12 protein-coding genes are annotated in these 13,519 nt (G+C 62.9%); 8 read left to right on the forward strand and 4 right to left on the reverse strand.

What is annotated here, in order from left to right; translation table 11 throughout:
- Positions 1-112: 112 nt before the first annotated feature.
- Positions 113-1,708 (reverse strand): sodium:solute symporter, encoded by a 1,596-nt coding sequence (locus FHS09_RS01930; protein WP_183456159.1) that lies wholly within the window; start codon positions 1,706-1,708, stop codon positions 113-115.
- A gap of 264 nt (positions 1,709-1,972) precedes the next feature.
- Here FHS09_RS01930 and FHS09_RS01935 point away from each other — a divergent pair, with 264 nt between their 5' ends.
- The 4 genes from FHS09_RS01935 (at position 1,973) to FHS09_RS01950 (ending at position 8,281) form a co-directional block, all read left to right on the forward strand.
- Positions 1,973-3,187: an ROK family transcriptional regulator gene (locus tag FHS09_RS01935; protein ID WP_183456161.1), complete on the forward strand. Its 1,215-nt coding sequence runs from the start codon at positions 1,973-1,975 to the stop codon at positions 3,185-3,187.
- A 146-nt stretch (positions 3,188-3,333) separates the two neighbouring features.
- Positions 3,334-4,326, forward strand: coding sequence for a glycoside hydrolase family protein (locus tag FHS09_RS01940; RefSeq protein WP_183456163.1), 993 nt, complete (start codon positions 3,334-3,336; stop codon positions 4,324-4,326).
- A gap of 359 nt (positions 4,327-4,685) precedes the next feature.
- A complete protein-coding gene (locus FHS09_RS01945) occupies positions 4,686-7,115 on the forward strand; it encodes a TonB-dependent siderophore receptor (RefSeq protein WP_183456165.1) in 2,430 nt (809 codons plus the stop codon).
- Positions 7,116-7,351: 236 nt separating this feature from the next.
- Positions 7,352-8,281, forward strand: a complete 930-nt coding sequence (locus FHS09_RS01950; RefSeq protein ID WP_183456167.1) for an ROK family protein — start codon at positions 7,352-7,354, stop codon at positions 8,279-8,281.
- A gap of 31 nt (positions 8,282-8,312) precedes the next feature.
- On the opposite strand, the gene FHS09_RS01955 is transcribed toward FHS09_RS01950, so the two are convergent.
- Genes FHS09_RS01955 through FHS09_RS01965 form a run of 3 tightly spaced genes read right to left on the reverse strand, consistent with a single transcriptional unit; the run spans position 8,313 to position 10,421 of the window.
- Positions 8,313-8,813 (reverse strand): hypothetical protein, encoded by a 501-nt coding sequence (locus tag FHS09_RS01955; RefSeq protein WP_183456169.1) that lies wholly within the window; start codon positions 8,811-8,813, stop codon positions 8,313-8,315.
- Positions 8,814-8,845: 32 nt separating this feature from the next.
- Entirely contained in the window at positions 8,846-9,646 is an 801-nt protein-coding gene (gene cysE / locus FHS09_RS01960) for a serine O-acetyltransferase (protein WP_425487756.1), read from the reverse strand.
- A 55-nt stretch (positions 9,647-9,701) separates the two neighbouring features.
- Complete coding sequence (locus tag FHS09_RS01965) at positions 9,702-10,421, reverse strand: M15 family metallopeptidase (RefSeq protein WP_246394325.1); 720 nt, start codon at positions 10,419-10,421, stop codon at positions 9,702-9,704.
- A 269-nt stretch (positions 10,422-10,690) separates the two neighbouring features.
- On the opposite strand from FHS09_RS01965, the gene FHS09_RS01970 reads away from it, so the two are divergent.
- The 4 genes from FHS09_RS01970 to FHS09_RS01985 all read left to right on the forward strand — a co-directional run bounded on the left by FHS09_RS01970 (position 10,691) and on the right by FHS09_RS01985 (position 13,411).
- Positions 10,691-10,975 (forward strand): TfoX/Sxy family protein, encoded by a 285-nt coding sequence (locus FHS09_RS01970; protein ID WP_183456171.1) that lies wholly within the window; start codon positions 10,691-10,693, stop codon positions 10,973-10,975.
- 67 nt (positions 10,976-11,042) lie between these two features.
- Entirely contained in the window at positions 11,043-11,918 is an 876-nt protein-coding gene (gene htpX, locus FHS09_RS01975; protein ID WP_183456173.1) for a protease HtpX, read from the forward strand.
- A 28-nt stretch (positions 11,919-11,946) separates the two neighbouring features.
- Positions 11,947-12,987, forward strand: coding sequence for a S1C family serine protease (locus FHS09_RS01980; RefSeq protein ID WP_183456175.1), 1,041 nt, complete (start codon positions 11,947-11,949; stop codon positions 12,985-12,987).
- Between the two features lie 67 nt (positions 12,988-13,054).
- Positions 13,055-13,411, forward strand: coding sequence for a Rieske (2Fe-2S) protein (locus tag FHS09_RS01985; RefSeq protein WP_183456177.1), 357 nt, complete (start codon positions 13,055-13,057; stop codon positions 13,409-13,411).
- Positions 13,412-13,519: the final 108 nt, after the last annotated feature.

A 13,519-nucleotide genomic window follows, 5' to 3' on the forward strand; every position in this document is an offset into this window, starting at 1 on the left:
CGCTATTCCCACTGGCAGTACAAACTCGAATGCCATATCCGTACCCCCGATTTCAAGCAATTCAATTGTCAGCGCTTTGATCACCGAAGGCTCCTGACCCGTTCACGACGGCCTACCAGAAGGCGCCGACAATTCCTGCGGTCAGCGCCAACAGCAGCACAGACAGCACCCGGTAGTTTTTCCACACAGGCTGCCCCTGCAGTTCCCGGGTCTCCTCGGCGAAGCTCGCCGGATTCCAGGTAAACACCAGCGCGCTGTCCGTCGGCACCTCCGAACTCAGTTTGCTCGCCACCACCAGCACCAGCGCGCAGAACACAAACAGCGTTGGCGCCACATACAGGAAATGCAGATTAAACAAGTCCCATACCTCATTGGCCAGGAACAAGCCGATACCCGCAAGGGTCCCCAGCACCAGGGTCGCTATCGCCCCATGCGCATTGGCACCGCGCCAGAAAAAGCCCACCAGGAACAGCGCCAGCACCGGCGGCACGGCGTAGGAGAGGATTTTCTGCAGGTACTTGAACAGCGAGCCGAAGTTTTCGATCTGGGGCGCCCAGGCCACCGCCAGCACCATGAAAATAAAAGTCACCACCTGGCCCACGCGCATCAGTTGGTGTGCGGTCAGCGATGGACGGAGCGGTTTGACGAAATCCATGGTGATCAGCGTTGAGGCCGAGTTGAGGGTGGAATCGATCTGCGACATCAGCGCGGCGATAAAACCGGCCAACACCAGCCCCAGCAGGCCCACCGGCAACAGGTCGAACATCAACGTGGGATAGACCAGGTCCGCCCGGGGCAGATCCGGGTAAAGAAGAATGGCAAAGGTGCCCGGCAGCACCATGATGAACAGTACCGGCAGTTTCAGCAGGCCGGCGAAGAGCACGCTCCAGCGGCCGTGGTCCAGGTTTTTCGCCGAGAGCACCCGCTGCACCATAAACTGGTTGGTGCACCAGAAGTAGAAGCCCAGCAGCGCCACGCCGGTGACCAGCCCCGGCCAGGGCACGCCCGGATCATCCGCCGGGCGGACCAGGCTGAGCTTGTCGGCCGAGACCTGGGCCAGCACGTTCTCCCAGCCACCGGCCTTGTCCAGCGCGAAAATGGTGATCACCACCGACCCGACCACCAGCAGCACCGCCTGGATGGTATCCGTGTACATCACCGCTGCCAGCCCGCCGCTGATGGTGTAAATACCCGCGACTATCGCCAGCAGGGCGACCATCTGCCAAATGGGGAAATCGGGAAAGATCAGTTTCAGCACCAGCGCACCGGCGTAGAGGCTGCCGGCGGTATCCACGACGATATTGAGAAAGATCGTCAGCACGGAAAAGTAGCGCCGCGCGCGGTAATCGAAGCGCCGCTCGAGCATTTCCGGCATGGTGTAGAGGCCGGTGCGCAGGATCACCGGCAGGAAGAACACCGCGAAAAATACCAGTATCACCGCCGCCATCCACTCGTAGTTGTAGACCGCGATGCCGCTGCTGTAGGCATCGCCCGCCAGGCCGATCAGCGTGGTGCTGGAGATATTGGAGGCGAACAGGGACAGGCCGATAAACGGCCACAGCATGGCGCGGCCGGCGAGGAAATAGTCCTCTGCGTTGTCGTGTTTACGGCTCAGGTAAAGGCCGATGGCAATGGTGGCGACGAAGTAGACACCGACGATGGTAAGGTCAATGCCGTTCAGGCCCAGGTCCGCGGTACTCTCAATCATCTCGCTCAACTCTTCTTATGGTTTCTTATGGTTATTCCACTATGCGACCGGCCATTGGCGCCGCCGCGTCATCGATTTTATTTTACAATAATAATTCACAGTGGTTTAATAAATCAATGAATTCCGGAGAGGACGAAAAATTCCCTCAATAACAAAGAGTTACATTACGAAACGCCCTGGATTAAACCAATTGAAAGCTTTCCACTCCACCCTTAAACTGAATTTTTGTGCGCACCACGGCCAAGGCAAGCGGGAGACTGAGGCATGAGCAGGGGAAGCAATTCCAGCGGTTTGCGCCGCTATAACGAACGGGTGTTGCTGGCAGCATTGCGGCAGCGGGGAACGGCGTCCAAATCGGACCTGGCCCGGTCGGCCAACCTGACCGCCCAGGCGGTGACAAGGATAGTCGACGACCTGGAAGAGACCGGACTGGTGCTGCGGGAAGGCCGCCGCCTGGGCGGCAAGGGCCAGCCCTCCACACTCTACGCCCTCAACCCGCGCGGGGCCTACGCCATCGGGGTCAAGGTGGGGCGGCGCGGCGTCGAGGTGCTGTTGATGGATTTCGGCGGGCGGATACTGCACAAACTGGAATATGAGCGGGAGATGCCGGGGCCGGCGTTTGTCCTCGAACACATCGAAAGCGGAATGGCGGAACTGGTAGCAAAGCTCAGCCCTCAGGAGACCCGCAAGCTGATGGGGGTCGGCGTGGCCATGCCCTGGTTTATGGGGGCCTGGAGCCGCGAGCTGGAAATAAGTCCCGAACGGGTGCGCGAGTGGGAGGAAGTCAACTTCGCCGAAGAACTGCAGGCGCGCACCAGCCTTCCGGTATTTTTCGAGAACGACTGCTCGGCGGCGGCGGCCGCCGAACAGCAGTTCGGCGACGGGGAGGACAACTTCCTCTACGTCTACCTGGGGACCTTTATCGGCGGCGGACTGATACTAAACGGCAACCTGGAGCCGGGCGTGCACGGCAACGCCGGCGCCCTTGCCTCCATGCCGGTGCCCCGGTCGAGCCTGGATTCAGTACCGGCGCCGGCCGGTCCTTTCGACGCGCTCTACAACCGCGCTTCATTGTTCGGCCTGCGCCGGCACCTGAACGCCCACGGTATCGACCTGGCCTTTGTGTCGGACCTGGAAACAGTGATGGATACCGCCCGCCCCCTGGTGCAGGAGTGGATGGAAGACTGCGCCGATGCGCTGGTGTTCGCGCTCTTGTCGGCAGTGGGCATTCTGGACCTGGAAGCCATCGTGATCGATGCGGTACTGCCGCGCTACCTGCTGGACGAACTGGTGGACATGGTGTCGCGCCGTATGCGCCAGGCGGCCCAGGCGGACCTGTTCGTGCCTGTGATCCGCGCCGGCATCCTTGGCGCGGATGCAGTGGCGGTGGGCGGGGCGATACTGCCCTTCTATTCGAATTTCGCACCGGATAAGACGGTGCTGTTGAAAGGCGGGGTGCCGGAGCGCGTATCTGTGTAACTCAAGTTTCGAGGTTCAGCTCTGGGAGCTGGAGCGGGGTGCCACCGGCAGGCGCCTCGAACTCCGAAACTTGAGTAAGAGTCTGTTTGGAGTCTCCTGATTTCCGAGCGCAGTGCCGGCCCGAAAGCAAATCTGAGGAGTATCTAATGGCGCTCGATCTGAAAGACAAGTGGATCTGGGATTTCTGGTTCGCAAAAGACGGTAAGGACTACCACCTGTTCTACCTACAGGCCGACCGCGCCCTGGGGGACCCCGAATTGCGGCACTGGAACGTCAGTGTCGGCCACGCGGTATCCCAGGACCTGCGCCACTGGACGCCCCTGCCCGATGCCCTCGCGCCCTCCTCCCCCCAGTCCCGGGCGGAAGACCCCGCCGACTCCCTGACGACCTGGACCGGCAGTGTTGTCCGCGACGGCGACCGCTGGCTCATGTTTTACACCGGCACCCGCCAATCGGAAAAGGGCCTGATCCAGCGGGTCTGCCTCGCCACCTCGGACGACCTGGTGCATTGGCATAAGAACCCGGCCAGCCCGGTGCTGGAAACCGACCCGCGCTGGTATGACACCCTCAACCTGGACCACTGGCACGACCAGTCCTGGCGCGATCCCTGGATATTCAAGGACGCCGATCGCGAGTTCTACCACATGCTGCTTACCTGTCGCGCCAATACCGGCGCGCCGGACGGGCGCGGCGCCGTGGGCTACGCCAGTTCCACCGACCTGATCCACTGGCAGGCGGGACCGCCGCTGTTCGCTCCCGGCTGGTATGGCGAGATGGAAGTGCCGCAAGTGGCCTGTATCGGCGGGCGCCACTATCTGTTTTGTTCAGTCTCGGTGAAATACCACAGCCAGGCGCACCTGGCCGAGGGCGTCACCCCGCTGACCGGACTGAAGTACTTCCCCGGCGACGGCCCCCTGGGCCCCTTCCACACCGAGGGCTCGGGATTCCTCGGCGCGGATGCCCGGGGCAGCCTCTACGCCGGCCGGGTGGTCGAGGGGCCGGACGGGGGCTGGTACCTGATGGCTTTTCGCAACCTGGACGAGGAGGGGCAGTTTGTAGGCGGAGTCAGCGACCCGCTGCCCATAGTCCAAGGGGAAGATGGGCAGCTGTCGCTGGCCCCCGCCGAAAGCGGCCCCTGAATATTTAATCCTGCTTTAGCTTAACTAAAAATAACGCTCCAGTGCCGCAGGATGCGCCGTGCGCATCGGCCAGGGCCGGCGCGGGTTTCAGGCCTCTTGGCGCTGTGGGAGCCTGCCCTGCAGGCGATTGGAGTACCGGCGACACCCGTTTCGCCAGCAGGGCTGGCCCCCACAGGTGCTCACCCTTACCCAGTACCAGTTTCCGGCCCTGCACCGACCTTCGAAAACTGAGTTGTATAAATTAAATAACAGTGATTTAATTAATAGAGTCGACACACCACCAGTGTGCAAACGGCCAGTCCGCCGCCCGCGCGGGCAAGGATTTACAACGATAAAAGAGATCCTTGAGGAGAATAACGATGAGAGAACAAGAAGTAGTCCGCCAGGGAGAAAACTCCCGCGCCCGCAATCCCTTTGCCCCCAGCCTGCTGGCCCTGGCCGTCGCTGGTGTCGGTGTCATTGTGCAGCCGGCCCTGGCCGATGACCTGCTGGAACTGGAAGAGGTGATGGTCACCGCCAGTCCCCGGCCCGTGTCCAAGATGGAGTCCAGCACCTCGGTGAGCTCAATGAACACCGACGACCTGGCCAATTACGCGCCCCGCTCCACCGCCGAGGCCTTTCGCAATATCCCCGGTATCCGCGCCGAGGCGTCGGGTGGCGAGGGCAATGCCAATATCGCCGTGCGCGGCCTGCCGGTGGCCTCCGGCGGCGCCAAGTTTCTGCAGCTGCAGGAGGACGGCCTGCCGGTGATGCAGTTCGGCGATATCGCCTTCGGCAACGCCGATATCTTTCTGCGTCTCGACTCCACTGTCGGCCGGGTAGAATCCATCCGCGGCGGCTCCGCCTCCACTTTTGCCTCCAACTCACCGGGCGGGGTGATCAACGTGATCAGCAAGACCGGCGAGGAGGCCATCGGCAGTGCCAGCGCCACCGTCGGCCTGGACTATGACAGCGTGCGCACCGACTTCGAATACGGCGGCCCCCTGGCGGACGGCTGGCGCTACCACGTCGGCGGCTTCTACCGCGAGGGCGACGGCCCCCGCGACGCCGGCTATACCGGCAACTCCGGCGGCCAGATCAAGGCCAATCTGACCCGTGAATTCGACAACGGCTACGCGCGGGTCTACTTCAAGCACCTGGACGATAAGGCCGTCAGCTACATGCCCATGCCCGCCAGGGCTGGCGGCGGCTCCATCACCGGCTACGATATCCTCGAGGACACATTGCAGACGCCGCTGCTGAAAACCAATCTCGGCATCGGTGACGACGGCAACACCCGCCGCAGTGATATCACCGACGGCATGCACCCCGTCTATACCGCCGTGGGTACTGAACTGTCCTTCGACCTGGCGGACAGCTGGACGGTGACCGACCGCTTCCGCAAGGCCTTTGTGGACGGCGGCTTCAACACCCCCTTCCCGGCAGAGATTGGCGACGCCCAGGGCATCACCGAATCCATCGGCGGGGCCGGCGCCACCCTGGTCTACGCCAACGGCTCCCAGGCCGGCAGCGCCCTCAACGGCAACGGCCTGGCCATGCGCATGCACCTGTTCGATGTCGAGTACAACGACTTCGGCAGCTATACCAACGATCTCAAGATCAGCAAAGCCTTCGACAGTGCCACCCTGACCTTCGGCTACTACGCGGCCTCCCAGACCATCGACATGTCCTGGCTGTGGAACTCCTACCTGATGGAAGTCAAAGGGGACAAGGCGGCGCTGCTGGACGTGGTGGACGCCGACGGCAATCTGCAAACCGATAACGGCCTGCTCGCCTACGGGGTGCCCTTTTGGGGCAATTGCTGCACGCGCAATTACGATACCGAATACGATATCCGCGCGCCCTACGTCTCCCTCGAGTGGCTGCTGGGCGACCTCACCCTGGATGCCAGCCTGCGCCACGACAGCGGCAGCGCCGACGGCTCCTATGCCGGCACCGTGCAAATGGCCGACGTGGACGTGAATGGCGACGGCACAATCTCGGTGCCGGAACAGAGCGTGTCTTTCGTGGACAACGACAACGCCCTGCCGGTGGACTACGACTGGAGCTACACCTCCTACTCCGTCGGCGCCAACTATCTGCTCACGGAGGACCTGGCGGTGTTCGGGCGCCTCAGTCACGGCGGCCGCGCTAATGCCGACCGCCTGCTGTTCGGCCCCAACGTACTGACCGACGGCGGCCTGCTGGACGACAACGCCGCGGTGGACGAAGTGGACCAGGTGGAGACCGGAGTGAAATACCGGCGCGACAACCTGGGCCTGTTCGTAACCGCCTTCTACGCGGAAACCGAGGAGCAGAATTTCGAGGCCACTACCCAGACGTTCTTTGATCGCGACTACAAGGCGCAGGGCGTGGAGTTCGAAGGCTCCTATCAAATGGGCGATTTCAACCTCTCCGGCAGTGTGACCTGGACCGACGCCGAGATCGCCAGCGACAAGCTGAATCCGTCGCTGGAAGGCAACACCCCGCGCCGCCAGGCGGACTGGATCTACGCGCTGACGCCCTCCTACACCACCGACCGCTACAGTGTGGGGGTAAATATCATCGGCACCAGCGACGCCTATGCGCAGGACAATAACGGCCTGAAATTCGATACCTACACCCAGGCCAACCTGTTCGCCAATTATTTCATCACCCCGGCGGTTTCCGTCAGCCTGAACGTGAACAACCTGTTCGACGAAGAGGGGCTCACCGAGGCGGAAGAGGGCTCGATGACCGAGAACGGTATTATCCGCGCCCGCTCCATCAACGGTCGCACCAGTTCGGTGACGTTCAAGTATGAATTCTGATTTTTTTTCTGATTGATAGCGGCACAGGGATGCGCCGCCGCCGGCCGCAGGTCGGCGCGAGCTCGCGAAATACCGGCAGATCCGCGCATCTGTGCCAGTATTTCGAGGGTGATGATCGAATAGATCAGAAAGATCGTCAGTAGTACCCGTTGGTCCGGGCAATCCCCCTCCCTGCGCCCGGACCTTTTTTCGATTCCACAAGTTGCCGACAGGATTTTCTGGGACTCTTTTTCACGATGTTACAGGATACTCAAAATACACCGCTTTTAGCCGGCCTCGAGGCGGGCGGTACCAACTTCAACTGTGTGCTGGCTCGCGATCCGCGCACCATCCTCGCCCGCGCCCGATTTCCCACTGAAAAACCGGAGCGCACCCTGGCGAAGGTACTGGCTTTTTTCCGCGAGGAAAGCGCGCGCCTGGACCCGCTGGGCGCAATGGGGATCGCCAGCTTCGGACCCGTGGACAACAACCGGGCCTCGCCCGACTACGGTCGCATCCTGAACACCCCCAAACGCGACTGGGTACACATCGATCTGCTGGGTTGGTTTCGCGAACACCTGGGTGTTCCGGTGAACCTGGAGACCGACGTCAACGGCGCCGCGCTGGCGGAACAGCGCCTGGGGGCGGCGCAGGGTATCGACAATTTTATCTATGTCACCGTGGGTACCGGCATCGGCGCCGGTATAGTGATGGGCGGTCGCATTATCAATGGTTTCACGCATCCCGAAGTCGGGCATATGCGCATGTCCCGGGATGCGAACCGGGACCCCTTCCCCGGCTGCTGCCCGTTTCACGGCGACTGCCTGGAAGGGCTGGCCTGCGGCCCCGCCCTGGAGTTGCGCTGGCGGCGCCCCGGCACGGAACTGCCGCCCGCCCACCAGGCCTGGGAACTGCAGGCGGATTACCTGGCCCAGATGTGCGCCAACCTGACCTATTGCTACGCGCCGGAGCGGATTATTCTCGGCGGCGGCGTCATGCAGAACGCCTTTCTGTTCCCGCTGATTCGCGAGCGCGTGCAACAGCTGCTCAACGGCTACGGGCCGCCCCCGGCGCTGGCACATCCGGATTCCTATATCGTACCGCCGGCACTGGGCGGCGAATCCGGCCAGTTGGGCGCGCTCCTGTTGGCACAACAGCAGCTCCATGGGAATCCGCCGGCAGCGTAGGAAAGGCTGCCCGCCGCTGGTGATTTCTGCCCTAGTCCAACTGCCAATCCGGCACCTGCACCGATACCGGCTGCCTGGACGAGCGCTCGCTCTCCTCCACCAGATTTCCTTCGGCCGGTTTCAGGCTCAGGTGGGCTACATCCACCTGCACCGCCTTCTTTCCGGCCCGCTCGTGCTCCTTGACCAGGTTGCCCTCCATCGGCGCCAGACTCCAATCGGTTTGCGTGGGGGGCGGGGGCGTTCGGGATTCTGTCACCTGCGGTGCGGGCGATGGTGGCGGGGCCGGCGCTGCCGGCTCGCCCTCGGCCTTTAAGCTGGACTGGGCGCCCAGTTTGGCCAGGGTCGCCTGCAACTGTTCCGCCTGCACTTTGCCCAGCCCTTTTTTGATCGCCAGCGGGCGGCCGCTGAACAGTTTCTCGATGGTTTCCGGGCCCGCCTTGAACAGGCGCGCCATGTTGGCCTTGACGTCGGCGGCGGTGTATCCGGGCATCAGGTCGCCGCGGAAAACCAGGCTGTACGTAGGTTGAGACACAGGCTTACCTCTGTTTTGTTGTTCTCAAGTGATTAGCCGCCTGAATTCAGGGTCTGGTCCATGGTATAGGCCGGCTTATCCCCGGCGCGGCCGACGACCCTGGCGGGCACGCCGGCCACGGTTCTGTGTGGCGGAACATCGCGCAGTACCAGGCTGCCAGCCGCAATCTTCACGCCCTCGCCGATTCTCACCGGGCCGAGGATCTTGGCCCCGGCGCCGATCATCACCCCGCGGCCGATTTTCGGGTGGCGGTCGCCGCCGCCGCTGCCACTGCCACCCAGGGTGACCGAGTGCAGCATGGATACGTCATCCTCCACCACGCTGGTCTCCCCCACCACCAGGCCGGTGGCGTGGTCGATCATAATGCCGCTGCCGAAGCGCGCCGCCGGGTGGATATCCACCGCGAACTGCTCCGACACCCGGCTCTGGAAATACAGCGCCAGGGTATGCCGCCCCTGCAGCCACAACCAGTGCGCCACCCGGTGCGACTGCAATGCGTGGAAACCCTTGAAGTACAGAAAGGGGGTCAGGTACTGGTCGCAGGCGGGATCGCGGTCGTACCAGGCGCAGATGTCCGCGCGCATGGCGCGGGAGATCTGCGGGTCGTCCGCCAGCGCTGCGGCGATGACCTCCTGCAGCGCGGTGGCGGTGAGGGCGCTGTGGTTCAACACCGAGGCCAGTTGGTAGGCGAGTGCCCTGTCGAGGGATTTGTGGCGCAGCACCGTGTTGTGAAAATAGCTGGCCAATACTGGTTCGTCTGCCGCCGCCGCGGTGGCCTCGGCGCGCATCGCGCTCCAGATGTCCCGCTTTTCTATATCGCCGTTGATAGCCACTGCCCTCTTCAGTCTTGGTTGTAGGAGCGGATGGCTGCCCCCCGCTCCTACAAATTCATGGGAAATCAAAGTTGTCGGGATAACACTCCTCCGGCACCCATATAAACCGCTGGAAGATGGACTCTATATTGCCGCATACCACATCGCCCAGCGCCAGCTCACAACTTTGCAATTGCGCGCGCAGCAGCTCCGGTGTCAGCAGCCGCTGCAGTTCGCGGGCACGCGGTGCATAACTCAGGTGCCAACGCTCCGGCGCCACGCCGCCGCGGTCTTCGGCGTAGGGGCGGAACAGCCCGTAGCTGCGACCGGCGGCGATCTGCGCGTCCAGCCAGCGGTGGAAAGGGCCGAAGATGCCATGGTCGGCGACCTCCTGCGGGCTCAGTTGCAGGCGGTAGTCCGCGGGCATCGCCGCCGCGTCCACCACATCGAAATCAGTGCCCCAGTGATGGCGGGAGGCGCCCGGCAGTGCCGACCAGCGCAATATAGCGAAGGCGGCCTGCTCTGGCGACAGCTGTGCCATATCCAGCGGCTCGCCGACGCTGTCGAGCACCGGTCTGCTGCCCGATACCTTGTTGTTCCAGATGGTGCGCTGGCGCTCGAAACTGCGGAAACCGGAAACCACCTGGGGTTCGAAACCCGCCATCTGCGCATCCGCGTTCAGCCGCTCGAACGCCACCAGTGCCTCCGGGTGCAGCAACTGCCCGGAGCGCGGCTCGAGGATGACGTGTTCGTCGCCCAGGCCAAAAAGCATTCGCTGCAATGGCGCCTCCAGCATGTCATTCTCCTCGATTGTCCGCGGGCAAAGGTACCAAACCCGACTACATTAGATACACCTACGCATACAACCATATCATCGGGGATCGACGGATTCCCAAAGACCCAATAATCGCCAACATCGGGGCCTGTTGGCACTGAATTCGATAGCCGCGATTCAGTGTTTAACAGGCCCCGATTTGGCCTTCGGTCGTTTTGTGCTATGTTGCCCGGCGCGGCTGCGGGACCTGCCGGGCGAAATGGAAGTACAACCAGTTAGGGATCAACTGCATGCACCCGAGTCAATCAGAGCTGTTACAACTGAAGAACCTGGGCCTCGCCTCTGTCAATATTCTCCACTCTATCGGTATCCGCTCCTGCGAGGACCTGCGTCGGGTCGGGCCGGTGGGCGCCTTTATCAGCATCCGCAACCGCGGCATCAACGTCTCCCGCGTACTGCTCTACGCCCTCCAGGGGGCGCTGCTGGACGTGCACTGGAACGAGCTGGACCCGGACCTGAAGGCGCGCCTGGTCAGCGAAGCGGACCGCCTGCTGTCCTCACAGGGCACCGAATAAGACCGTTGAAAACACTTCCGGCGGCCCTATCTACACTTTCCCTAGAGAAGTGTTTTGGAGAACGCCGATGTTGCGCATTGGTCTCTTCCTTCTGACCAACCTGGCAGTACTGGTCCTGGTTGGCATTATATTCAACTTGCTGGGAATACAGGGCATCCTCGATGCCAACGGTGTCGACCTGAACCTGCCCGGGCTGTTATTGCTGTGCGCCATCTTCGGTTTCGGCGGCGCATTCATTTCCCTCCTGCTGTCCAAAACCATCGCCCGCACCACTACCCGCACCCGGGTGATAGAACAGCCGCAGACCGCCGACGAACAGTGGCTGGTGGACACGGTGCGCGAACTGTCGAAAAAGGCCGGCATCGGCATGCCGGAGGTGGGGATATTTCCCATGCCCCAGGCCAACGCCTTCGCCACCGGATGGAACCGCAACAGCGCACTGGTGGCGGTAAGTGCCGGCCTGCTGCAGCGCTTCAACCGCGACGAGGCGCGCGCGGTGATCGGCCACGAGATCGGGCACGTGGCCAACGGCGATATGGTGACCCTGGCGCTGATCCAGGGGGTGCTGAACACCTTCGTGATGTTCCTCGCGCGCCTGGTCGGCTTCTTCGTCGACCGGGTGGTGCTCAGGAACGAACAGGGCCTCGGCATCGGCTACTTCGTCACCTCCATCGCCATGGACATCCTGTTCGGCTTCTTCGCGATGATGGTGGTAGCCTGGTTCAGCCGCCGCCGGGAGTACCGCGCCGATACCGCCGGCGCCGGCCTGGCCAGCCGCGGGGCCATGATCTCCGCCCTGACCCATTTGAGGACGGAAGCTGAGGCGGGGCGCGAACAGCCCCTGCCGAGCAACATGAAGGCCTTCGGCATCTTCGGCAACATGGGCGCGCTGATGGCCAGCCATCCCCCTCTTGAGGATCGTATCGCCGCCCTGCAAAAATAGGCACTCACAACTGACTCTCACAGGTGCCATGCGTAAATTCCTGCCCATTCTTGTCGCCGCCCTGCTGCCGCTACTGGCGGCCGCAGCTTCGCCGCCAACCTTCTCCACCGACGACGAGCGGAACACCATGCAGGTGTTCAATTTCGCCAGTCCCTCTGTGGTCTACGTCACCAACGAGACCGTGGTGCGCGACCGCTGGACGCTGCGCCTGCACACGGTGCCCAAGGGCGCCGGCAGTGGTTTTATCTGGGACAAGCAGGGGCACGTGGTCACCAACTTTCACGTGATCGAGGGCGCTCGCAAGGTCACCATCACCCTGCAGGACCGCAGCGAGTGGCCGGCGGAGCTGGTGGGCTCTGCAGCGGAAAAGGACCTCGCGGTATTGAAAATCGAGGCGCCGGAAGAGCTGCTCACACCGCTGGTGGCGGGTACCTCCGGCGACCTGGCGGTGGGCCGTAAAGTGCTCGCCATCGGCAATCCCTTCGGGCTCGACACCACCCTTACCACCGGCGTGGTCAGCGCCCTGGGACGCGAGATACAGGCCGCCAACAACCGCACCATCCGCAACGTGATCCAGACCGACGCGGCCATCAACCCGGGCAACTCTGGCGGGCCGCTGCTGGACAGCCGCGGCCGGCTGATCGGCGTCAACACCGCCATTTACAGCCCCAGCGGCGCCAGCGTGGGTATCGGTTTCGCCATCCCGGTGGATACGGTGAAGAAGATAGTGCCCGAGCTGATCGCCCATGGCCGCCTGGTGCGTCCGGTGCTGGGAATCGAATCGGCCCCGGACCAGTGGGCCAGCCGCTACGGCTTCGAGGGCGTGGCGGTGCTGCGCACCGCGCCGGGAATGCCGGCGGAGCGCGCGGGCCTGCGCGGCGTCTACCGCACCAGCCGCGGCGGCTGGCAGCTGGGGGATGTGATAGTGGCGGTGGGCCGGCAACCGGTGCGCAACTACGACGACCTCATGAACGCGCTGGAAAACCACCGCGTCGGCGAGAAGGTGGAACTGAGCTACCTGCGCGACGGACAAGAGCATCGCACTTCCGTTACACTCGCGGCTCCATAACCACCGGCGGGCCCGCGGCCCGCAAGCCGAGCCGGGGCTCGGCGTTCCCGGCGAGTCCAAATCCGTTATGCAGAAACACTTTCTTTGTCGTTACGACGAACTGACCGAGGGCCAATCCAAGGGGTTTTCCGTGGGCCCCTCATCTGAACAGGGCGACGCGGGCACTGACAATGTGTTCGCGGTGATGAAGGATGGCGAGGTCTACGCCTACAGAAACCACTGCCCCCACCAGGGGATCAACCTGGACTGGCAGCCGGACCAGTTCCTGGACCCGGAGGGGGCGCTGATCCAGTGCGCCTCCCACGGCGCGCTGTTCCTGATCGAGACCGGCGAATGTATCGCCGGCCCCTGCGCCGGCGAGGCGCTGATGCCGGTGCCGGTGGAGCACAGTCCGGAAGGGCTGTACGTATTATTGGCTGATTGATTATTACCCTGTAGGAGCGGCGGGGCGGCCATCCGCCGCTGGCCGCGACAAATTTGTTGGAAACAAATTTGGACGCCGAAGGTGTCCGAAGGGTGAGCGCCATGGATG

This window comes from Microbulbifer rhizosphaerae, assembly GCF_014191725.1.
GTDB classification, from domain to species: Bacteria; Pseudomonadota; Gammaproteobacteria; order Pseudomonadales; family Cellvibrionaceae; genus Microbulbifer; species Microbulbifer rhizosphaerae.

What these genes read in the sequence shown, in the direction of transcription:
- FHS09_RS01930 (WP_183456159.1), bottom strand. Translation starts at nt 1,708, where the DNA reads ATGATTGAGAGTACCGCGGACCTGGGCCTGAACGGCATTGACCTTACC.
- FHS09_RS01935 (WP_183456161.1), top strand. Translation starts at nt 1,973, where the DNA reads ATGAGCAGGGGAAGCAATTCCAGCGGTTTGCGCCGCTATAACGAACGG.
- FHS09_RS01940 (WP_183456163.1), top strand. Translation starts at nt 3,334, where the DNA reads ATGGCGCTCGATCTGAAAGACAAGTGGATCTGGGATTTCTGGTTCGCA.
- FHS09_RS01945 (WP_183456165.1), top strand. Translation starts at nt 4,686, where the DNA reads ATGAGAGAACAAGAAGTAGTCCGCCAGGGAGAAAACTCCCGCGCCCGC.
- FHS09_RS01950 (WP_183456167.1), top strand. Translation starts at nt 7,352, where the DNA reads ATGTTACAGGATACTCAAAATACACCGCTTTTAGCCGGCCTCGAGGCG.
- FHS09_RS01965 (WP_246394325.1), bottom strand. Translation starts at nt 10,421, where the DNA reads ATGCTGGAGGCGCCATTGCAGCGAATGCTTTTTGGCCTGGGCGACGAA.
- FHS09_RS01970 (WP_183456171.1), top strand. Translation starts at nt 10,691, where the DNA reads ATGCACCCGAGTCAATCAGAGCTGTTACAACTGAAGAACCTGGGCCTC.
- htpX (WP_183456173.1), top strand. Translation starts at nt 11,043, where the DNA reads ATGTTGCGCATTGGTCTCTTCCTTCTGACCAACCTGGCAGTACTGGTC.
- FHS09_RS01980 (WP_183456175.1), top strand. Translation starts at nt 11,947, where the DNA reads ATGCGTAAATTCCTGCCCATTCTTGTCGCCGCCCTGCTGCCGCTACTG.
- FHS09_RS01985 (WP_183456177.1), top strand. Translation starts at nt 13,055, where the DNA reads ATGCAGAAACACTTTCTTTGTCGTTACGACGAACTGACCGAGGGCCAA.